Origin of the sequence: Streptococcus oralis (genome assembly GCF_023109315.1) — a bacterium.
Taxonomy (GTDB): Bacteria; Bacillota; Bacilli; order Lactobacillales; family Streptococcaceae; genus Streptococcus; species Streptococcus oralis_BS.
In genome coordinates, this window is record NZ_JALDUF010000011.1 from 1 (window position 1) to 21,869 (window position 21,869).

General features: G+C 36.8%; 15 protein-coding genes and 2 pseudogenes. 1 reads left to right on the top strand and 16 read right to left on the bottom strand.

The features are described from left to right. Together M1F74_RS09725 and M1F74_RS09730 are read right to left on the bottom strand one after the other, a co-directional pair. A partial coding sequence (locus M1F74_RS09725; RefSeq protein ID WP_348771772.1) for a Spy0128 family protein occupies nucleotides 1–4,115 on the bottom strand: 4,115 nt, incomplete at its 3' end. Nucleotides 4,116–4,332: 217 nt separating this feature from the next. Beyond that, nucleotides 4,333–5,124 (bottom strand): annotated as a pseudogene (locus M1F74_RS09730) (transposase); the annotation flags it as partial. 138 nt (nucleotides 5,125–5,262) lie between these two features. Between M1F74_RS09730 and M1F74_RS09735 the strand changes: the two are divergent. After that, a pseudogene (locus tag M1F74_RS09735) lies at nucleotides 5,263–6,615 on the top strand (IS3 family transposase). Nucleotides 6,616–6,738: 123 nt separating this feature from the next. On the opposite strand, the gene ftsH reads toward M1F74_RS09735, so the two are convergent. From ftsH to M1F74_RS09800, 14 genes are all read right to left on the bottom strand, one after another. After that, a complete protein-coding gene (gene ftsH, locus M1F74_RS09740; protein WP_247946994.1) occupies nucleotides 6,739–8,697 on the bottom strand; it encodes an ATP-dependent zinc metalloprotease FtsH in 1,959 nt (652 codons plus the stop codon). Between the two features lie 15 nt (nucleotides 8,698–8,712). Then, entirely contained in the window at nucleotides 8,713–9,255 is a 543-nt protein-coding gene (hpt, locus tag M1F74_RS09745) for a hypoxanthine phosphoribosyltransferase (protein ID WP_247946995.1), read from the bottom strand. Nucleotides 9,256–9,259: 4 nt separating this feature from the next. Continuing rightward, the gene (tilS, locus tag M1F74_RS09750; RefSeq protein ID WP_247946996.1) at nucleotides 9,260–10,537 is read right to left on the bottom strand and encodes a tRNA lysidine(34) synthetase TilS; all 1,278 of its coding nucleotides are present in this window, start codon (nucleotides 10,535–10,537) and stop codon (nucleotides 9,260–9,262) included. Further along, nucleotides 10,534–11,802, bottom strand: coding sequence for a serine hydrolase (locus M1F74_RS09755; protein ID WP_001224810.1), 1,269 nt, complete (start codon nucleotides 11,800–11,802; stop codon nucleotides 10,534–10,536). Before M1F74_RS09755 ends, tilS begins: the two co-directional genes overlap by 4 nt. Next, nucleotides 11,795–11,917, bottom strand: coding sequence for an SP_0009 family protein (locus M1F74_RS10110; protein WP_000429343.1), 123 nt, complete (start codon nucleotides 11,915–11,917; stop codon nucleotides 11,795–11,797). Before M1F74_RS10110 ends, M1F74_RS09755 begins: the two co-directional genes overlap by 8 nt. A 4-nt stretch (nucleotides 11,918–11,921) precedes the next feature. Next, nucleotides 11,922–12,290: a septum formation initiator family protein gene (locus M1F74_RS09760; protein WP_000041920.1), complete on the bottom strand. Its 369-nt coding sequence runs from the start codon at nucleotides 12,288–12,290 to the stop codon at nucleotides 11,922–11,924. After that, nucleotides 12,283–12,549 carry an RNA-binding S4 domain-containing protein gene (locus M1F74_RS09765; RefSeq protein ID WP_001234974.1) on the bottom strand — a complete coding sequence of 89 codons (267 nt, stop codon included), beginning with the start codon at nucleotides 12,547–12,549 and terminating at the stop codon, nucleotides 12,283–12,285. Before M1F74_RS09765 ends, M1F74_RS09760 begins: the two co-directional genes overlap by 8 nt. A gap of 57 nt (nucleotides 12,550–12,606) precedes the next feature. After that, the gene (gene mfd / locus M1F74_RS09770) at nucleotides 12,607–16,110 is read right to left on the bottom strand and encodes a transcription-repair coupling factor (RefSeq protein ID WP_247946997.1); all 3,504 of its coding nucleotides are present in this window, start codon (nucleotides 16,108–16,110) and stop codon (nucleotides 12,607–12,609) included. Next, nucleotides 16,111–16,680, bottom strand: a complete 570-nt coding sequence (gene pth, locus M1F74_RS09775) for an aminoacyl-tRNA hydrolase (RefSeq protein ID WP_247946998.1) — start codon at nucleotides 16,678–16,680, stop codon at nucleotides 16,111–16,113. Between the two features lie 73 nt (nucleotides 16,681–16,753). After that, the gene (ychF, locus tag M1F74_RS09780; protein WP_247946999.1) at nucleotides 16,754–17,869 is read right to left on the bottom strand and encodes a redox-regulated ATPase YchF; all 1,116 of its coding nucleotides are present in this window, start codon (nucleotides 17,867–17,869) and stop codon (nucleotides 16,754–16,756) included. Nucleotides 17,870–17,953: 84 nt separating this feature from the next. Beyond that, on the bottom strand, nucleotides 17,954–18,148 hold the full coding sequence (locus M1F74_RS09785; protein ID WP_247947000.1) for a DUF951 domain-containing protein: 195 nt from the start codon (nucleotides 18,146–18,148) through the stop codon (nucleotides 17,954–17,956). A 64-nt stretch (nucleotides 18,149–18,212) separates the two neighbouring features. Then, nucleotides 18,213–19,349 carry a DNA polymerase III subunit beta gene (gene dnaN, locus M1F74_RS09790; RefSeq protein ID WP_247947001.1) on the bottom strand — a complete coding sequence of 379 codons (1,137 nt, stop codon included), beginning with the start codon at nucleotides 19,347–19,349 and terminating at the stop codon, nucleotides 18,213–18,215. 158 nt (nucleotides 19,350–19,507) lie between these two features. Continuing rightward, on the bottom strand, nucleotides 19,508–20,806 hold the full coding sequence (dnaA, locus tag M1F74_RS09795) for a chromosomal replication initiator protein DnaA (protein WP_432654181.1): 1,299 nt from the start codon (nucleotides 20,804–20,806) through the stop codon (nucleotides 19,508–19,510). 279 nt (nucleotides 20,807–21,085) lie between these two features. Continuing rightward, nucleotides 21,086–21,844, bottom strand: a complete 759-nt coding sequence (locus M1F74_RS09800; RefSeq protein ID WP_247947003.1) for a ParB/RepB/Spo0J family partition protein — start codon at nucleotides 21,842–21,844, stop codon at nucleotides 21,086–21,088. Nucleotides 21,845–21,869: the final 25 nt, after the last annotated feature.

Consider the following 21,869-nt stretch of genomic DNA (forward strand, 5'->3'; position numbering starts at 1 on the left):
TTATCGTAAGTGATTCCTGCTTCAGAGCCCTCAACTTCTGAGATAGTGTACTTGTGAGTTCCCACTTGGCTCTCATCATATGAGATTGGTGCGAAAGTAACACTTCCATCAACAGCATTTGTTACTGTTTCGACAACACTACCGTCTTCTTTCTTCAAGACAAAGCTATATTTGCCCGCTTCAAGAGCTTTTCCTTCAAGAACTTTCTTAGCCCCAAGAGTTACACTTGTAGCCCCTGCTGGAGTGTATTTGTTTGTAAATACAAGATCGTTAGCTTCTTTTGAAGCAGTTGCTTTCAATTCAGTTGCGCTTACTTTCTCAACAGTTACTTCAACTTCTTGAACTGTCTTATCGTAAATGATGCCTATTTCAGTTCCAGCAACTTCAGAGATGGTGTACTTGTGAGTTCCCACTTGGCTCTCATCATATGAGATTGGTGAGAAGGTCACTGTTCCATTAGCAGCGTTTGTCACTGTTTCGACAACACTACCATCTTCTTTCTTCAATTCAAAGCTGTATTTACCAGCTTCAAGGTCTTTACCTTCAAGAACTTTCTTAGCCCCAAGAGTTACACTTGTAGCCCCTGCTGGAGTGTAAGTGTTCTCGAATGCTTTTTCATCGTCGTAAGTAACAGTTGCTTCAAGGGCACCTTTACCATTGTCCGCTACAGTAACTGTAGCAGTGATTGTTTTTGTGTCGTACGTGATGCCTGTAGCAGTTCCAGTTTTTTCAGCAATCTTGTAAGTGAAAATTCCAGCTTTATCGAATTCCAAGGCTGAGAACTTAACGTTTCCATCTTTGTCATTCTTGACTGTTTCTTTCACGTTACCATCTTGGTCTGTCAAAGTAAATTCAAACTCATCGGCTTTCAACTCACGACCAGTAAGTGTTTTCTTAACTGCAAGAGTAGCTGAAGTTTTTGAAGCTCCGTAGCTGTTGTTAAATTCTTTGTCCGCTGGGTATGTTACGTTAGCAGTAAGATTTCCTTCACCATCGTCTGTAACTTCTACTATGACTTTAACTTCGAGACTATCGTATGTTACACCGTCAATAGTTTGTCCAGCATTTGTTTCAACGATAGTGTACTTGTATGTACCAGCTTTAGTGTATTCGATTGGTGCAAATACGACCTTACCATCAGCAGTGTTCTTCACTTTTTGAACTTCTGAGCCATCTTCGTCATTCTTCAAGACAAACTCAAACTCATCAGCTTTCAAGGTACGACCTGAAAGAGCTTTTGTCACTTCAAGACTAGCTGAAGTTTTCTTAGTTGTGTATGTGTTGTTAAAGGTTTGGTTATTATCCTTATAACTAGTTTTGGCTTTAAGTTGGCCAGAACCGTCATCCGTTACTTCAATAGTTGCAGTAACTTGATGTGTGTCATAGGAAATACCACCTAGATTCCCTTTTGTTTCGCTAATAGTGTAAACATAAGTACCCGTCTTAGTAAACTCTAAAGCTCTGAAGTTTACTTGGCCATCGGCTGTGTTTTTCACCGTTTCAACAGTCTTGCCGGCTTTGTCTTTCAAGACAAATTCAAACTCGCCTGCCTTTAACTCGCGACCAGTCAGCTTCTTAGTTACAGAAAGAGGAACGTTCACTGGCTTGGCTGTATATTTATTTTTAAAGACAAGCGCTTCTGGACTTCTAGTGATGGTTGCTGTTAGTTTACGTCCAAACGCTTTCTCAACTTTGATTTTGACTTTAAATTCTGTCTTGTCATAAGTTACTCCAGCTTCTTTTTCGTTATCTGCTGGAATGACCTCACGGACAACATAGTCGTGTTCTCCGACTTCATCTTCATTAAAGGTAAGAGGAGTGAAGGTGATACTACCATCCTGCTTATTGGTAACTGTCTCTACTTCCTGCTCAGTGCCATTTGTAACTTTGAAAAGTTTAAACTGATACTTATTCGCCTCAAGTAGCTTCCCTTCTAATACTTTCTCAGCAACAAGTGGAACTTGAATAGGGTCAGCAGGAATATATGTATTGGTGATAGTGAAGCCAGTGTTGGCATCACCTGCGATCTCACTCTTAAAGCCTTCTACTGGAACTTCTTTTACAGTGTAGTGGATCTTACCGCCATCTGCATTATACTTCGGCAAATCTGTGAACTCACCTGACCAGTTGGTTGCGGCAGTTAACTCAACTTTTTTCTCACTCTCTTTACCATCAATAACTAGTTTAACTATTACCGAATTTTTCTCAGGTCCATTCCACTTTTTATTAACTTTTACTGTAACTTTTTCTGTATTCGTATTTGTAACGATAAAGCCTTTATCTACATCCCCAGTTATCTTACTACTATAGTTGTTAACTTTTACTTCAGCTAAAGAATATTTGTACTCATGACCGTCCTCAAGGCTGTACTTCAACAATTTGTCAAAAGTATATGACCAGCCTGTAGTTTTATTTAAGGTTACCGTGTGATCTGCATCATTCACTACCTTGCCGTCAACCAAAATGTTAAAAGTTGCGGACTCAGCTACTGGACCAACCCACTTTTTCTCAATAGAAATCTTCTTATAAGCCTTTAGAACCCAAATACCAATAAAGTGTACATCTGCACCATCAATGGTCTTTTCTTTTTCCGTGTACCCCTTGAAAACCCATGTTCCTTCTGGAACGGTGACTTCCGTTTGCTTGGGCTGATCTGGTGTTACGGTTGTCCCATTTGGAATTTTTGATACCTTAGGTGGTGTTAGATCAGTTACCTCTTTAGGTAGAGTCATTCCTGGAGTTCCGCTTTGGAACTCATGTGTTTTATTGTAAAGGAGAGTTGTTTTGACCTTATTAGAAGGGACTAGGACATTATCAACTTTCAATGTTACGGTATTTTCGATAACACCCGATGTTTTCTGCTCTACTTTTTCATTTGTTACCGTATTATATGTAACTTTTATCGTATCAGCTCCACTTGCTCGCTGAAGATACTTTTCTGCCATTTTAACAGTAACGGTCTGTCCTGATACAGTAACAGTGTAATCCGTATGTTCCGTCAAAACCTTGCCATCTGCTTCGACTTTAAGGTCTTGATAGGTTAGTCGTTCATCAAATGTATCAATCAAATCTAAGCTGTCAAGTGAGCCAATAACATCTTTTCCGGGTGTCGGTACCTTGAAAGTTCCCGTATAAGTGATCTTCTGTCCTTTTTTAGCTGGAGCTTGTGTGGGGTCAACCGTTTTAACTGGTGCCGGAATCTTTCCTTCTACAAAAAGTCCAAATACTGCTGAGCAGTAGGCAGTTGACTGGTAGCCAAATTCTAAACTATTGTTAACCGAACGAACAGCTAGACCACCAACATTGTAGGAAGCATCGCCGTCTGTTCCTTTAGTAGCTCGCCAAATTGTTTTGTCGCCACTTACTTCCTTTTTGAGAGCATTTGCGGTATTCATTACCGTCTTATCTACTTGGGATGTATAGTTTTTAATATAGAATGATTCTGTCCCGTCAACAGTCACATCCACATCAGATGGGACCATTACAAGCTTCAAATCCGTATTTGATCCGTCTGAATATTTCAGCTCGGCCGTTACATCTGCGTCAATCCAATAGGCGTGGTCAATTATATCATTATGGGCAGCATCCACATATGGGATATTCCCCAGTTCAAATGCCCCATTTTCCCAAATCTCTGAAACATTAAAAAACTGGACATTTTTCTTAGTAGGATCCTTCAGTGATGCTTCACCTAGTGTTGTATTATTATAATGAACTGTCACACGATTAATGGTTAGATAAGCATCAACCTTTTTTCCATAAACCTCACCAACATTTGAAAATTTTAATTTTAAAGGTTGTTCAAATACTTGAGTGCTTTTATTGGTTTTATCAACTTTGAGGGTAAAATTCTCCATAGGTTTATGATAAATCTGACCACTTAAAGATTGGTAGTAAGGATTATTCAATCGTGCTTGATTAACAGCATTCGATTTTGAAATTACCTCCATATTATTCACATTTAAGTTAAATTTATATGTATCTAAATGTGCAAGGTCAGTATTATCTTTAATTTCTTGCACAGCAAAAAAACTTTTAATCGGTAATAAAAGGAATGTTAGAATAAGACATAGCATTCCAGTAATAATCTTTTTATATTTAGTTTTGAATTTCATTGTCACTCCTAAAATATTTACAGCAAAAAATAATACCTAAGATTATTGTAACAGTAAAAATGATTTTAAGCAATAAGTTTGTTACTAAAAAGGTTAATCCTTTCAAATTTTATTAAATAAAAATATATCTACAGCATTTTTGCTAATTTATCTTTGGATAAAGATTAATAATCCTCTCAACATCCCGTATGTTTGACCTAGTTCTTGATAATCTCTAAAAGCTGTTACGCCCTTCAAATATCTCCTGATAGTTCTCATATTTTTCAGCACGTACTGAAAAATCATCCTTGACTTTACGAAGGACTTTCTTGAGTTTCCGACGCTGGGTTTTACGTTCATCCTTTCCTTTAACGGGTGTCTCCTCCATGTCTTGGTTCAGTTTTTCCAATTCTTCTTCAAGGACTTGAGCGAACTCGGTCAACTGTTCTGAGGTAATCGATTCTTTTTCATCCAGCGCAATCGCCTGATGGATCAGGGGAGTGATTTCTTCTTGAAAATAGGCCTGTATCTGTTCTTGAAGTTTGGCTGAAAACTTATCCGTTGCCTTTTTCCACACGAAACTATACTTGTTGGCGTTGGCTTCAATCTTCGTCCCGTCAATAAACAAGCAATCTAAGGTCACTAACTCTTCCATTTTTAAACGAAGATTGAGGTCGATGAACAGATCACGAATGAGTTCTTCCATCCCTTCAGCGATACGAAAACGATTGATAGTGCGATAGCTGACAACCAACTGTCCTGTTAGGTACTGTATAGCGAGATTTTCAATCATCATTTTTTCAATTTTTCGACCAGAGAAGATCCCTTGTGAATAGGCAAATAGAAGAGTAGACACAAGCATTTTAGGGTGATAAGACGGGCGACCAAAGGCATGATAGAAGGTGTGGAAGTGACTATCCTCCAAGGTATTCACCACTTTTTCAATCGTAAAGACAAGATGGTCTTGTGGCAAGAAAGAACTGATTTCTAGTGGTAAAGTTGTTTGATTTGTGTTATAGTGAACATGCATGGGATAGCCTTTCTAAATGGTTTATTAAGCAATTCTATTTTACCAAGGCTATCGCAACCATGCAAAAAAGCAACGGGAAATCTGAACTGCACCCCAAAAGTTAGACAGAAAAAATCTAACTTTTGGGGTGTTTTTACTATGAAATTGAGTTATGAGGATAAAGTTCAGATCTATGAACTTAGAAAACAAGGATATAGCTTAGAGCAGCTTTCAAATAAATTTGGGATAAACAATTCTAATCTTAGGTACATGATTAAATTGATTGATCGTTACGGAATAGAATTCGTCAAAAAAGGAAAAAATCGTTACTATTCCCCTGAATTAAAACAAGAAATCATTGATAAAGTCCTACTTGAGGGGCGATCGCAACTAAGCGTATCTCTGGATTATACTCTCCCAAGTAGTGGATTACTTCCAAATTGGCTGGCACAATACAAGAAAAACGGGTATACTATTGTTGAGAAAACAAGAGGGAGATCAGCTAAAATGGGACGTAAACGAAAGAAAACTTGGGAAGAAATGACAGAATTAGAACGACTCCAGGAGGAGAATGAACGCTTACGGACTGAGGTGGCCTACCTAAAAAAGTTAAAAGAGTTAGAGGAAAGGGACGAAGCCCTAGAGCGAGAAAGGCAGAAACAGTTAGAGAAATGGCTTCAGGAGGATTTCGACTAGATTTACTTCTTGAAGTGGCTCGTTTAGCTCGCTCAACTTACTACTATCAGTTGAAGGAACTAGATGGGCTTGATAAAGATAAAGATCTTAAAAACCGAAATTCAGGCCATTTATAATGAACATAAAGGAAATTATGGCTATCGCCGAGTTACTCTCTAACTCAGAAATCGTGGTTTTGTAGTGAATCATAAGAAAGTTCAACGTCTGATGACGGTCCTTGGTCTAACGGCTCGAATTCGTCGTAAACGGAAGTATTCTTCCTACCGAGGAGAGATTGGCAAGAAAGCAGATAATCTCATTCAACGCCAATTTGAAGCAGCTAAACCAATGGAAAAGTGCTATACAGATGTAACGGAGTTTGCCATTCCAGCAAGTACTCAAAAGCTTTACTTATCACCAGTTTTAGATGGCTTTAATAGCGAAATTATCGCCTATAATCTTTCAACTTCACCAAACTTAGAACAAGTGAAAACAATGTTAGAACAGGCATTCACAGAGAAACACTATGAAAATACCATTTTACACAGAGACCAGGGCTGGCAATACCAACACGATTCTTATCATCGGTTCCTAGAGAGTAAGGGAATTCAAGCATCCATGTCACGCAAGGAGAACAGCCCAGACAACGGCATGATGGAGTCCTTCTTTGGCATCTTGAAATCGGAAATGTTTTATGGCTATGAGAAGCACTTTAGGTCTTTAGAGGACCTTGAACAAGCCATTGTAGACTATATTGATTATTACAACAACAAACGAATTAAGGTAAAACTAAAAGGACTTAGTCCCGTGCAGTACAGAACTAAATCCTTTGGATAAATTATTTGTCTAACTTTTTGGGGTCAGTACAATCCGTTGCTTTTTTTGGAGATAAGGGACTATTGTCCCAGGTTCAGGTTGTAACTTTTTATCAACCCACTACAGTTGACAAAGAGCCTAAATTTATTTTTCTTCACTCATCTTTGATTTTACTTCATCATAAGATAGGGCGTGAGATTCCTCTTCTACAGTCTCAGGCATTTTTCCTGTTTCGTAAAGAGATTTAATTTGAGTACTATCCAATGTTTCGTATTTCAACAATGCTTCTGCAATCAGTTTGTGGGTTTCACGATTTGATTGGATAATTTCAGCAGCTTTGTTTCGTGCCTCATTCAATAATGAACGAACTTCCTCATCAATCTCATAGGCTGTTTGTTCTGAAATTGATTTTTGAGGACTTTGTGCACCAAACATAGCATGATTTCCTTCGTATTGAACTGGGCCAAGTTTTTCACTCATACCGTATTCAGTGACCATTGCACGCGCCATCTGTGTAGCTTGTTCAAAGTCATTGGAAGCTCCTGTCGTTTGGACATTAAAGATAATCTCTTCAGCTACACGACCACCCATCAGACCTGCTAATTGTTCTTTCATATCTTCTTTGGAAAGAAGCATTTGGTCTTCTTTAGGAAGGGCAATCATGTATCCGCCTGCACGTCCACGTGGTACGATGGTCACTTTATGAACAACTCGGGCATTTGACAAGACTAAACCAACAATTGTATGTCCAGCCTCGTGATATGCAACCAATTCACGTTCTCTTTGTGATACTGTTTTATCCTTCTTAGATGGTCCAGCAATCACTCTGTCCTCTGCCTCATCAATATCTGAAGCATCAATAATTGATTTGTTGCGACGGGCTGCAACCAAGGCTGCCTCGTTTAGAACATTTTCTAAGTCAGCTCCCACAAAGCCTGGGGTTTGTTGGGCAACTAGTTTCAAATCAACATCGTCTGCCAGAGGTTTATTTTTAGCGTGAACTTTCAAGATTGCTTCACGACCTTTAACATCAGGGCGACCAACCAAGACTTTTCTATCAAAACGTCCTGGACGGAGAAGAGCTGGATCTAGAACATCTGAACGGTTCGTCGCAGCGATAACAATGATCCCTTCATTTCCCTCAAAACCATCCATCTCAATCAAGAGTTGGTTCAAGGTTTGTTCACGTTCATCATTACCTCCACCAAGACCGACACCGCGTTGGCGACCAACAGCATCAATTTCATCGATAAAGATAATGGCTGGTGCGGCTTTTTTAGCATCCTCAAAAAGAGAACGAACACGACTTGCACCAACTCCGACAAACATTTCTACAAAGTCCGATCCTGAGATGCTAAAGAATGGAACTCCTGCTTCTCCGGCAACCGCCTTAGCAAGCAAAGTCTTACCTGTTCCCGGAGGTCCCTCTAAAAGAACACCCGCAGGAATACGCGCGCCAAGTTTGGTAAATCGTTTTGGATCTTTTAGGAATTCAACAACTTCAACTAATTCTTGTTTTTCTTCCTCGGCACCTGCAACATCTGAAAATCGTACCTTGATATCTTCTTTGTTAGCAGCCTTGGCCTTGCTACGTCCAAAACTCATTGGATTTCTACTATTGTTTCCTCCCATATTTCCCATCATAGAGAATAGGAAGAAGAAAAGAATAGCAAATGGTACAACAGAAACAAGGATATTGATCCACATACCACTTGAACTCTCATGTTTAACCGTTACCTCTGCCTTATGTTCAGAAGCAAGTTTTTGCAATTCTGCAACTGTTGAATCAGACGGAAGAATGGTACTTGAGAATCTTTCTACTGTTGTAGCAGCAGGAGTGAAAAATTGAATTCCTGTTTCTTCTTTACTAGTCTTAGGATTTTTATAAACACCAGACACCTCAATGATGCTACCATTCGGCTGATAGGTTAATTCTTTTACATTGTCTGCTGTAATTTCTTTTACCAATTCTGTATAGTTAATTTTTTCGCTTCGTCCTGCAGTATTTCCAGAATAAAAATACTGGAATCCTGTTACAAGGAAGAAGATAATTAACAAGTATAGAAATGGATTTCTAACTAAACCGTTATTTTGTTTTTTCATTAAAGATAGATCTTTCTAATTTGAATAAACTTCTTCTTTCAATACTCCAACATAAGGAAGGTTACGATAATTCTCTTTATAATCTAGACCATAACCTACTACAAACTCATTTGGAATAGTAAAGCAGGTATAATCTGCCTCAATTTCAACAATACGCCCTTCTGGTTTATCCAACAAGGTTGCAATCTTAACAGAAGCCGCTTCTCTTTCAATAAACATATCTCGCAAATTTTTCAAGGTTTGACCTGTATCGATGATGTCTTCTACAAATAGAACATGTCTTCCTTTGATATCTTGAGTCACGTCTTGCTTGATATTGATTACACCACTACTTGCAGTTCCACCATGGTAGCTAGATACCATCATGAAGTCCATCTCAATATGCGTATCAATATGCTTAACCAATTCAGCCATAAAAGGAATCGATCCTTTCAAAATTCCAATAAGAATTGGATTTTTCCCCTCATATTCTTTTGTTAATTGTGCACCTAGCTTTTTAGCTGCTTCTGTAATTTCATCATGTGAAACGAGAATTTTTTTTATATCGTGTTCTAACATCTTTTTACCTATCTATTTTTTCTATATAAATTACAGTGTTCATTATATCATTTTTCGTGTTTTTACTCAAATCACTGGTCGCAATTCCTAAAATTGAGACAATTTCTCCAAATTGCTCAATAATAGGGGTTGTTTTTCGTTTTTCAATAGGGAGTTTCAAATCTATAAATAAACGTCTCAGTTTCTTTCGATGACCATTTAGGATAATAACATCGCCAGGTTTTCGACATCTAATATGTACAGATGTTTCCCGTGAAACCGTTACTTTTTGAACAAAATCCCCTTCAACAGGGATACCAAAGGAAAATAAATAGCCCATATATCGAACTTGATTTTGATAGTGTAACACAAGTTCATCTTCCTTTTCATCGGCCTGAGGACTGATTTTACAAACTCGAAAATTCTGATACTCTTTTATCAATTCATAACCATTTTTCAGTGAGTGACGATACTGACTTTTAGTTGCTAAAATCTGTCGAACTTCAGCAAACTGAGCCTTTGTCAAATTTAAGTCTGGGAATTGATTCAGATAGTTCTGGAATAAGATTTCTTGAGTTTGTTGGGAGTATGAAAAGAGCTCATTCAAATCTTCCACATCAATTTGTTTAGAAAGCTCCGTTATGGCTACTTGGTAATCTGAAATCTCCCTTCCAAAATCTAAAAGAGCGGATTTAAGACGAGGATTTTCTTTTTCAAGCTCTGGTAAATACCTATTTCGAATGCGATTGCGAAAATAGGTATTTTCCTGATTTGTTTGATCTTCGAAATGAAGAATTGGTGGAAAATCCTTTTTATGAAAATGAAATAAAGGACGGATGATTTCAATTCCATCAACTACTTGACTTTCTTTTATTCCTGTTAAATGACGTAGCCGACTTCCTCGAATCAAGCGCATCAAAATCGTTTCAACCTGATCATCTGCATGGTGAGCAGTAACCAAGGCAGTCGCTCCAGCCTCTTTTATAATTTTCCTAAAAAAATCATAACGAAACTCTCGAGCACGCGCTTCTGAAAAGTCTCCTGAAAAACTTGTGATATAAATAGGAAGTTCAGCTGCATCAGCTAACTTCCTTAGTTCATTTTCCTCCCAGTCAGACTCACTTCTCTGCTTATGATTTACATGTGCTAAAATCAACTCAATTTCCAACTCTTTTTGGTAAGTAGACAATAGCTGGAATAAAAACATTGAATCCAGTCCACCAGATAAAGCTAACACGACTTTAGAATGTTTTTTGAAATACTCTTTTTGGAGAAAATGATTTAAAAAATCCTGATCCCTCATTTTAGAACCTCATAGACATCCTTGGCTATCTTAGCAATGGTGTCATAATCAGAATTTTTAGTGAAAATGGAAAGAACGAAAGGAGAATCAGTATAGACAATGGCAGTGTCATGTTTAAACTCGTCGGCATCTCCAATTTTATGAGCTACCTTAACCGAAACACCTTTTGCGATTCGTTGGTTGTCAAAATCAGTCTTACCTAGAGACTCTAGGACAAAACCATTCTGATTATAAATAGCTTCCATAAGTTTTCCAGCCATTTTTGAAGAAGTCAATTTGTCATTCACATCCCAATCTTCACCCATAATGGTGGACATTTTTTCTTTGAAAGCCCCGTCAGATTGATTGGTCACATAATAACCTAAAATATTATGAGCAACATTGTCAGACTCTTTTGTTACCTTGGTAATCAACTGTTGAAGACTGTATTCTTTGTTATCTTCTTTTTTAGGTAAGCTACCACTACCTTCTGGTTTATAGGATCCAGGGAAACTATTTACTTCTGGGATATACTTGAAGCTACTGTCTAGCGTATATTCCCCTTGATTTATCTTATCTTGAGCATAATAAAGATAGGCTAGTTTCAAGATGCTAGCTGCATAGAGTTTACTGTCTTCATTCACCCCAGCCTCTTTACCCGTAGTCAGTTGTTTAACATAAATAGAATAATTTTCGTTCTGATAGTTGCTTGATAAAACTTCTTGAACCTTCTGGATGCGATTGTCTTCTTCTGAGGTGAACTCTTTTGATACCCACCCAACTTGATCAATATGAAGAAATTCTTGTCCCTCAGCAAAAAGGGTTCTATCCACTGTTACGCGTTGATAGGGAGAGAAAGAGGAAGAAATTTCTTTCGCATCATAGGGGCTGTTGTAGATAACAAACCCTGGCTCCAACCATACTTGCCTATTTTGAGTTTGAACTTGACTTTGATCATAGACCAAGCGCTTATCTGCAAGGATAAACTGGTGATTATCTAATTTAAAAACAGGAACACCTTGTCTATTCAAACGCCATTCTACTATTTTAAAGGTGGTTTCAGGAGTCAATTTACCAGACTCCTTGACAAGATCCTCATTAGCATAGACAGCTGTTTCTCCATATACCATTGGGGATTCCAGAGTTTCTTTATAGTAGAATCCATAATCAGACTCGGTTAGATAATAAATTTCTTGCGAAGAGTAAGGAAGCTGTTTTTCTGTGCTAACTACTCTTGAGGTTATGATAAAAGCAGGTAGCAATAAAACTACTAAGAACTTACGCATTCTTCTCTTCCCTTTCTTCTTGTAATCGTAATAAATGGTTTTTAGCTGCCAATTCCTCTAATTTTTCATCTGATAAACTTAAAAATTGTTCAACAACTTCCAATAAATTTTCCATGACATTACCTCGGAAGCAAATCAGGAATTGTGTAAATTGCTTCTCGTTTCTTTGAGTAATAGTACTTGGCGCGTGCATATTTTGCTACATAGTCTTCATCTTTCAACTTCGCAGCAAAAGCAGATTCCTTATCCTTTTCGTCACTAAGAGTTTGGTACTGCTCTTTCAACTCTTTCAATTGCTGGCGGCGTTGCAGTAACTGATCATAGCTTTGGGCCAAGTTATAAGTTGGTAAAATAAACAACAAAATCATCAAAATAAGAACCCAACCCATAAAGCGATTCCTCTTTTGTCTCTCCTTCATCAAGTAACGACGACGTTGGTGTTCATTTTGAATAAAAGAATTATTCATCTGTACAATATTTTTAGACATTTTTTTCTACCCGTGTTTCACTGATAATTTCATACATGCCTGCTGCATCTTCTTTTTTTGTACTATCTTTCATCTCTAGTACTTTAACAAGCAACAATTTATTTCCAAAGCGAATTTCAACTTGGTCATCAACTTTCAAATCCGTTGAACTTTTGGCCAAGATTCCATTCACCTTGATTCTACCTTTATCTGCTACCTCTTTTGCGACTGTGCGGCGCTTAATAATTCGTGATACTTTTAAATACTTGTCTAATCTCATTTTTATTACCTCAAATTATTATTGTACCATTTTTATCCCTCTTATAGAAGAAAAACATCAAAGAGAATTAGCTTCCTTTGATTCTTTTATCTCTAGCAAACTTTCTCCAAAAATCAGCAGACCTTCTAAAATTTCATAATTCTTCTTGTTCCGGATATCAAATAAAACTTCCATTAATCCCTTATTCTCAGCTATGGTTGCTTTTAAGTTCGTTTCGGATAAGGCTTTAAAATAATCTTGAGCCAAAAATAGTCGTTGAGTGACTTTTTCAAATTGAACTGTAATCTTATTTTCTTTTCTTTCCACACGTTCTACAAAGACCTTGTCAAAATATGATTTGACCAAACCAATCTCTAAAAGATAGGCCACCACATCTGGATACTCCCCAAAACGGTCCATCAACTCTTCTTGTAATTCTTCATAGTTGACACGGTTGTCAATTTGACGAATTTTCTTGTAAATTTCAATCTTATGTCGTTGATCAGAAATATAAATGTCAGGAAGATAAGCATCAATTTGTAAAATCAACTCAGCATTTCCTTTATTTCTTGTGTTCTCAGTGCCATTGCGTTTAGCAATAGCTTCTTCTAGTAACTGAGAATACAATTCAAAACCAACAGAATCAATGAAGCCTGATTGGGATTTTCCTAAGAGGTTTCCTGCTCCACGAATTGAAAGATCTCGCATAGCAATCTTAAAACCAAATCCCAATTCTGTAAATCCTTTGATTGCTTCTAATCTCTTTTCAGAGACTTCACTAATTGATTTTTCTGGACGATACATGAGATAGGCATAGGCAATGCGATTGCTCCGACCAACTCTTCCCCTTAATTGATACAAGGTTGACAAGCCCATATGGTCTGCATTTTCAATAAATAAGGTATTGGCATTTGGAATATCTACCCCTGTCTCAATAATAGTAGTTGTCACCAAAATATCATACTGACCTTCAATAAAGTCCAGTAGAGTATTTTCTAACTGAATTTCACTCATTTGTCCATGAACATATCCAATCGAAGCCTCTGGAATCAACTCCTGTAATTCTGAAACCTTTTGGTCAATCGTGTCAACCTTATTGTAAAGATAGTAAACTTGACCTCCACGCTCCATTTCACGCAAGACAGCATCACGAATCACACTATCATTCTTTTCTAAAACATAGGTTTGCACTGGATAACGATTGGTCGGAGGTGTTTCAATAACAGATAAATCTCGGATTCCCAACATAGACATATGAAGAGTACGAGGTATTGGAGTAGCTGTCAATGTTAAGACATCCACTTGTTTTTTCAGTTCTTTCAAAGTTTCCTTATGTTTGACACCAAATCGTTGCTCTTCGTCAATAATCATCAAGCCCAAATCAGAAAACACAACATCCTTTGACAAAACACGATGCGTTCCAATCAAAATATCAATTTGACCATTCTTTAATCTTTCAAGTGTCTCTGCCTGCTCTTTTTTACTTCTAAAGCGACTCAACACATCAATATTAACTGCAAAATTTTGGAATCGTTCCTTAAAATTCGTATAGTGTTGTTGTGCTAAAACCGTCGTTGGAACTAGAACGACCACCTGTTTGTGATCATTGACTGCCTTAAAGGCTGCACGCATTGCTACTTCAGTCTTCCCAAAACCAACATCTCCAACTAGAAGTCGATCCATGGGATGAGAATCCTGCATATCTCTCTTGATTTCCTCAATACTGCGAAGTTGATCATCCGTTTCAACATAAGGGAAAGCATCATCAAAAGCATGTTGCTCATCATCATCAGCTGAGAAAGCAAACCCCTTCAACTGACTACGCTCAGAATAAAGCTTGATTAAATCGTCAGCTATATCCTCTACCTGGTTCTTAACTTTTTGCTTGGCCTTTTTGAAATGACCATCATTTAATTTATTAAGTTTTGGCGCTTTCCCATCACTTGAAACATATTTTGACAGTAACTGAATCTGCTCTACTGGGATGGAGATTTGGTCCCCATTTTGATACTGTACACTAACATAATCACGGTGAATGCCTTTGATTTCAATTGTTTCGATTCCTAGATATTGACCAATTCCATGGATATGGTGAACAACGTAGTCTCCTTTTTCAAGTTCATTATAATCTTTTAATCGCTCTGCATTTGACGCATGTTGTCTTCTAAAACGACGTTTTAATTTCTTTTGAAAAATCTCATGTTCAGTAATCAAGAGAATTTTTTCATCCACAAAATGAAAACCATGTCTTAGATTACCCTCAATCAAGTTTACAGATTCTTTACAAATACTTGACTTGTCTCTGGAATCCAATTTAATCTGGTATTCCTCTAAAACATCCTCCAATGTTTTACTTCCCATTGAATTGCTAGACTGTAGAACAATAGTGTAGTCCATTTTTTTATATCGCTCAATTTCTTCTTTAAGAAAAGAAAATTGATTGAAAAATTCCTGCATAGGATATTGATTAAATTGATAAATGTGATCAAACTTGAGATTTCCTAAACCCTTTTGCAGATTGGAGAAAAAGGTAACTGGACTTTGTTTTTTATAGCTTTGCTCTGTATCTGCAAAATACTGCATATCAGAAAATGATTTACCATTCTGTAAATCTTCTGTAAAGTATTGCGCTAACTCTCTTTCAAAGGCTTCATACTGATTCATCAATTTTTGGTAATCATCAAAAAACACTGGTGTATCTTTTTCAATATAATCAAATATAGTCCATGTTTTATCGTAACATAAAGATAAAAACTTTCGACTATCTGAATGTACTTGTTTTTGATGAAAACTTGACAAAATCTCTTCCAAGTATGATTTTAAAATTGGTGATAAGGTCTTCGAAATTTGTTTTTCTAAAGCAGACTGACCTCGTAGATAGTTCTTTTCCCTCAAGAGCATATCACTTGCTGGAAAGATGGTAAGTTCTGTTTGATTTTCTTTTGATAATTGTGTTTCTACTTCAAAAGTCCGAATTCCATCTACTTCATCACCAAAAAACTCGATTCGGAAAGGTTCTAACTGAGACATCTCAAAAATATCTAAAATATCTCCTCGAATACTAAACTCACCTTGAGTTTGTACTTGCGTAACTTTGCGATAGCCTATTTCCTTTAATTTGTGAAGAAGGTCATGTTGATCATATTCTTCACCGACTGCAATCCTTATAATACTTTCTTTAAATCCAGTTGGAGAAGGTAAAATCAAGCGACTTGCTGCGATATTACAAACTAAAATCCCTTTCTTAGATGAATCAGTTAAAAAACGCAAGGCTTCAACTCGCGAAATGATTTTTTCTTGTGAAGACATCAAAAACTCTACCATAGGAGAGTCATCTACCAAAAATGGATAGACTAATTCCTCTCCTAAGATAGAAAGAAAATCACTGATAATTCTTTCTGCTTCTCCATAAGTCGATGTCAATAATACAATCTTATTTTCTTTTTTTAGACTACTCGCAATTGCAAGAGCCTTGGTAGAAGTTGACAGACCTAGTATTAGTTGTCTTTTCTTATCTGTCAGATTTTGATGCCATTTTTCTATCTGATTATTTTCTGAGAATAAATCTAATAAAGTCACCATTTATCCATTATACCTCTGCATTGTTTTCTCAAAGTTTTTCTCTTGTAAATAGTATTTTACAGCATTGTCAACCTTGTCAATCGACTGTAAAACACCTAGATAGTCATCCTGATCAAACTTACTTAAAACATGGTGAACCACTGACATACCTTTTTTAGGTCTTCCGATACCTATTTTAACACGATTAAAGACCTGAGTACCTATATGTTGAATAATAGATTTGATCCCATTATGACCACCTGCTGAGCCCTTTGCTCTTAAACGAATTTTTCCAACTTCCATGTCAAGGTCGTCGTAAATAACGAGTAAATCTTCAATATCCAAACCATAGTAAGTCAATAAAGCATGGACCGCTTTTCCGCTTTCATTCATAAACGTCGTTGGTTTGACAAGATAAATTTTTTCACCATTAAGAAAAAAAGATGCTAGGTCAGCTTGAAATATCTTATCATGTGTAAAAGTGACATTTTGTTTTTTAGCTAATTGGTCAATCAACATAAATCCAACGTTGTGCTTGGTTTCAAAATATTTATCCCCTGGATTTCCTAATCCAACAAGTAATTTAGTCATTTATTTTCCTTTCAAAAGCCAAAAGGGTTGGAATTTTTTTTCCAACCTAATTGACACTATTTATTAAATGTTATTAAACATTAAAGCGGAATTCCATGATATCGCCATCTTGAACGATATATTCTTTTCCTTCTTCACGTAAGCGTCCAGCTTCTTTTACAGCCTTTTCAGATCCGTATTTCACTAAATCCTCATATGACATGGTTACTGCACGAATAAAACCTTTTTCAAAGTCTGAGTGGATAATACCAGCTGCTTGAGGAGCTTTCATACCACGTTTAAAGGTCCAAGCGCGAACTTCTTTTTCACCAGCTGTGAAATAAGTTCCAAGTCCAAGTAAGTGGTAAGCTGCACGAGTCAACTTGTCAACGCCTGATTCTGTCAATCCAAGTGCTTCAAGAAACTCTTGTTTATCTTCATCATCTAACTCAGAAATTTCTTCCTCAGCACGCGCGGAAATAACTACTACTTCAGCATTCTCTGTCGCTGCGAATTCACGAATTTGCTTCACATATTCGATAGAATCTGGATCTCCAACAACATCCTCATCCACATTAGCAACATAAAGAACTGGTTTAGTGGTCAAAAGGAAGAGACCTTTGACAACCTTTTGTTCCTCATCTGTGAATTCAATGGTACGAGCTGATTTTCCATCTTCAAGGACTGGTTTAATTTTTTGAAGAACGTTAAACTCCGCTACTGATTCTTTATCTTTTTGTGAACGTGCCATCTTTTCTACACGCGCATAGCGTTTATTAACTGATTCTAAGTCAGCAAGAATTAACTCTAGGTTAATGGTATCAATATCTGCAAGTGGATCCACAAAGGCGTCTTCACGTCCTTGCTCGCGCATAACATTTTCATCATCAAAAGCACGAACTACGTGAACAATCGCATCTACTTCACGAATATTGGCCAAGAATTTATTTCCTAGACCTTCTCCTTTTGATGCTCCTTTTACAATCCCTGCAATATCTGTAAATTCAAAGGTTGTTGGAACTGTCTTTTTAGGTGTAATCATTTCCGTTAGTTTTTGTAGGCGTTCATCTGGAACTTCCACCATCCCAACATTTGGATCGATAGTCGCAAATGGGTAGTTTGCCGCCTCTGCTCCTGCTTTTGTAATTGCATTAAAAAGGGTTGATTTACCAACGTTTGGCAAACCAACGATACCTGCTGTTAAAGCCATAGTTTCTCATTCTCCGTTCTCATTTCAATCCCTAACATTATAACACAAAAAGGGAAAACTTGCTAACCCTCTAACTAAGGGTTCTTAGTCAACAATCTTATTCATTTTTCGTTCAAAATCATAGCGACTCATCATAACAACATGATCACAATTGCTACATTTGATTTTGATATCTGCCCCTACACGTGTAATTTCCCAACGATTGGCCTTTTTACCTGTTGACTTGATGGTGCAAGCATGTGGTTTTTTCATTTCAACAAAATTTCCAACTTGATACATACTATTCTCCTTTTCTTTTTCGATTATATCATAAAAGAGGCGAGCCAGGCTCAACCTCTTTTACTTAATTTGTACGAACTGGTGTAATGAGCTGCATGAAATCTTCGTCAGTATCTGCTGGCACAAGAGTAAATGGACGAACAGCTGAGATAAAGCTAATAGTTACCTTTTCGCTATTTAAAGCCTTGAGGGAATCAATCAAGTAAGTTGGGTTAAAACTAATAGTCAAATCATCACCAGTAACCTGCTCCGTATCGATTTCTTCGTTTACTTTACCAACTTCTGGAGAGTGAACATGGGCGCTAACAACCCCACCTTTAATTTCAAGCTTCACAGTACCATTTTGAGTCGCACTTGATAAGAGACGTGCACGTTCCATAGATTGACGTAAATTAACAACATCAAAAGTAATTGTAGTGTTAAAGTCTGTTGGAATCAAGCGATCTGTATCAGGATAATTACCTTCTAGTAGACGAGTGTAGAAGCTAATATTTTCGCTTCTAAAGAGGATTTGATTATTTGCAAAGAAAATCTCTACAGTTTCAATATCATCTGTAAATACCGCTGAAAATTCGCGTAGAGAACGACTAGGAATTACCACATCGAAATCATCTCCATTTTTTTCAAGAGTCAATTTTTTCTGGCTAAGGCGGTGTGAGTCTGTCGCAACTGTTTTTAGTTCTTTGTGTTGGCTCAATACAAAATGAACACCTGTTAAAATTGGACGACTTTCTTGCGTACTTGCAGCAAAAGCTGTTTCATTGATAATTTTCTTGAGTAGTTTGATTTCAAGAACCAAAGGTGTGCTTGCTGAAATTTCTTGGATTCGTGGGTACTGTTCGCTATCTTTTCCTTTTAGGGTAATTTCTGATTTGCCACTGGTTAAGACAATTTGTTTTTGTTCAATCTCTTTGAAATCTAGCGTTACATCTGGAAGACTAGATACCACATTGATAAAGAAAGAAGCTTCAAGAAGAATTGAACCCAAAGAAGTGATCAAGAGACCAGCATCTTCATTCTTTTGAGAAATGAAATTTTCAATAGAAATTTGACCGTTTGATCCAATTAAAGTAATTCCTTCATTAGTAACGTCAATTTTGATTGTTGATAAAATTGGAATAGCATTTTTAGAGCTGATTGCCCGTTTTGTGGTATTTAAGGCTTGTAGAAATAAATTTTTATTGATTGAAAAATGAATCATGGATTCTCCTTTATTTATTTTTAGTATTAGAAAGTTAATAGTAATAATAGAGTCTGTGAATTCTGTGGAAAACTGAGTGCTATTTAGTGAACTTAAGCTTCTAAGCTTGTTTAAAAAATGTGGATAAAAAAGATAAGAAAGGAAAAGTTATCCACAAGCTACTTAATTTTCTTTTTGATTGTTTCTATTTCTAAACGTAAATTATCGTCTTCGTCAATCAATGATTTGATTTTAGCATGGGCATGAATAACGGTGGTGTGATCCTTTCCGCCAAATTCTTTTCCGATTTTCGGAAGACTGTTATCTGTCAGTTCTCTAGCTAGATACATGGCAACCTGACGTGCCAAAACGATGTTTTGAACTCGTCTGGTTCCCTTCATTTCTTTGACACTCACTCCATAAAAATTACCAACTTCAGTTTGGATTTTCTCAATTGGAATAACAAGTATCTGGCGGGCGTCTTGTTTACGTGCTCTAATAGCTTTCGCAGCAATATCAATAGTGATATCCTTAATTTTCTTTACTCTGGCAATTAAAGTGATATCGTTGATTGCTCCTTCTAATTCTCGAACATTTGAATCAAATTGGCCAGCCAAGTATTCCAGAGTATCACTTTGGAAATGGTAATCCAAGTGCTCTGTTTTACTTTGAAGAATGGCGATACGTGTCTCAAAGTCAGGAGGAGTGATATTTTGCGTCAATCCCCAGCTAAAGCGCGTGACAAGTCTTTCCTCAAGGCCTTCTAGGTGTTTAGGACTTCGATCACTGGTTAGGACAATCTGTTTCTGCTTATCATGAAGAGCATTGAAGGTATTGAAAAATTCTTCCTGGGTTGCGACTTTTTTACCGCTGAGAGATTGGATATCATCAATCAACAAGAGATCAAGACTACGGTAAGTTTTTTTGAACTTTTCCATTTCCCCAAGTCTTAAGTGCTCAAGAAAGTCATTGATAAAGCTTTCGGCAGGAATGTACTTGACACGCGCATCAGGAATATTTTTCAAAATCTCATTTCCAATCGCATTGAGCAAGTGAGTCTTTCCAAGACCAGGTCCTCCATAGATAAAAAGAGGATTGTAGGTTAGAGCTAAATCTTCTGATACAGCTAACGCAGCAGACACCGCCCAAACATTCCCATCACCTTGAATAAAGTTATCAAAGGTATATTTTTCTTTTAATCCTGTTTCAGAATAAGGAATCGTTGGTAGTGCAGGTGTGTAATTGTAAGTAGAGACACTATTCGTATCATTTACTTGAGGAGATTCTGTACTCTGAGGTTTAGTGAAAATATAGTGAGGTTTGATTTCAGAATCATAAATTTCAAAACCAGCAGCAATGATAATATCTTTTAATTGCTTTTCCCACACCATTTCCATCTCTGATCTCGGTAGAAATATAGTAGCTGTATTTTCTTCTACTTTGATGAGTTCAGCAGGTGTAGCATAGAAATCATACATAGATCGAGTCAATCTTTCTTGAGCAAATTCTAAAATACGATTCCAAAATTGCTTTTCTTTCAACTATTTTTCCTCCTTTACTATGATTTTAGTAGTTTAGTGCTAGACTTATTTTACCATAGATAGTAGGAATTTTCCACAGATTGTGGAAAAGAATCCACAATGTTAGTAGTATTTATCCACAGGTTGGGGATAAATAGCTATTTCCTTGATTCAATAGGGTTTTTGATAAAAAAATTAGTGGATAAATTTGTGGGTTAAGAAAATAAAAGAACAGCCTTATTTCAGGCTGTTAATAATTCTATCGTATTCTTCTTGACTTGAAAAGGAGATAATAATCTTTCCTGTATCTTTTTTTGAAAGTTTAATTTCTACACTTAAACCTAGTAGTTTTTTTAATTTATCTTCTTCATCTTTGATGAAAGAATCACTTTTTTTCTGCTTCTTGTGTTTTTTTTCTGTAAGAAGTGCTTCCAACTTTCTCACAGAGATGTCTTCATTTTTGATTAGTTGGAAGAAATAGTCTTGCTGCTCTTTGTCCAAACCAACTAGGGAACGTGCATGCGCTTGAGAAATTTTTCCATTTTCTACTTCAGTTAAGATATATTCTGGTAGGGAAAGTAAACGAATAAAATTAGTGATATAAGGACGAGATTTCCCCATTTTATCCGCTATCTCAGTGTGAGTAAATCCTTTTTCTACTAAAGATTCGTAGGCGCGTGCTTCTTCAACAGGATTTAAGTTTTCTCTCTGCAAATTCTCAATGATTGATTGAACCATCATTTCCTGATCTGAGAGGTGCTTTACAACGGCTGGGATAGAGGTCAGACCAGCCAAGAGAGAAGCTCGATATCGTCTCTCTCCTGCAAGGATTTCATAACCAATTACAGGAGATTGACGAACGATGATTGGTTGGATGAGCCCATTTTCTTTGATTGACTGAGCCAATTCCTTTAATTTTTCTACATCAAATTCTTTCCGAGGTTGGTAAGGATTTTTTTGTATTTCAGAGATAGAAATCATTTCAAATTTTTCCATGATTCTACACTAACATATCTTTTAC

Coding starts and splice junctions, on each gene's coding strand:
- dnaA (WP_432654181.1), bottom strand. CDS start 20,806: ATGTATGATTTCTATGCTACACCTGCTGAACTCATCAAAGTAGAAGAA.
- mfd (WP_247946997.1), bottom strand. CDS start 16,110: ATGGTGACTTTATTAGATTTATTCTCAGAAAATAATCAGATAGAAAAA.
- tilS (WP_247946996.1), bottom strand. CDS start 10,537: ATGAGGGATCAGGATTTTTTAAATCATTTTCTCCAAAAAGAGTATTTC.
- M1F74_RS10110 (WP_000429343.1), bottom strand. CDS start 11,917: ATGGAAAATTTATTGGAAGTTGTTGAACAATTTTTAAGTTTATCAGAT.
- dnaN (WP_247947001.1), bottom strand. CDS start 19,349: ATGATTCATTTTTCAATCAATAAAAATTTATTTCTACAAGCCTTAAAT.
- M1F74_RS09785 (WP_247947000.1), bottom strand. CDS start 18,148: ATGTATCAAGTTGGAAATTTTGTTGAAATGAAAAAACCACATGCTTGC.
- M1F74_RS09765 (WP_001234974.1), bottom strand. CDS start 12,549: ATGAGATTAGACAAGTATTTAAAAGTATCACGAATTATTAAGCGCCGC.
- ychF (WP_247946999.1), bottom strand. CDS start 17,869: ATGGCTTTAACAGCAGGTATCGTTGGTTTGCCAAACGTTGGTAAATCA.
- M1F74_RS09800 (WP_247947003.1), bottom strand. CDS start 21,844: ATGGAAAAATTTGAAATGATTTCTATCTCTGAAATACAAAAAAATCCT.
- M1F74_RS09760 (WP_000041920.1), bottom strand. CDS start 12,290: ATGTCTAAAAATATTGTACAGATGAATAATTCTTTTATTCAAAATGAA.
- ftsH (WP_247946994.1), bottom strand. CDS start 8,697: ATGAAAAAACAAAATAACGGTTTAGTTAGAAATCCATTTCTATACTTG.
- hpt (WP_247946995.1), bottom strand. CDS start 9,255: ATGTTAGAACACGATATAAAAAAAATTCTCGTTTCACATGATGAAATT.
- pth (WP_247946998.1), bottom strand. CDS start 16,680: ATGACTAAATTACTTGTTGGATTAGGAAATCCAGGGGATAAATATTTT.
- M1F74_RS09755 (WP_001224810.1), bottom strand. CDS start 11,802: ATGCGTAAGTTCTTAGTAGTTTTATTGCTACCTGCTTTTATCATAACC.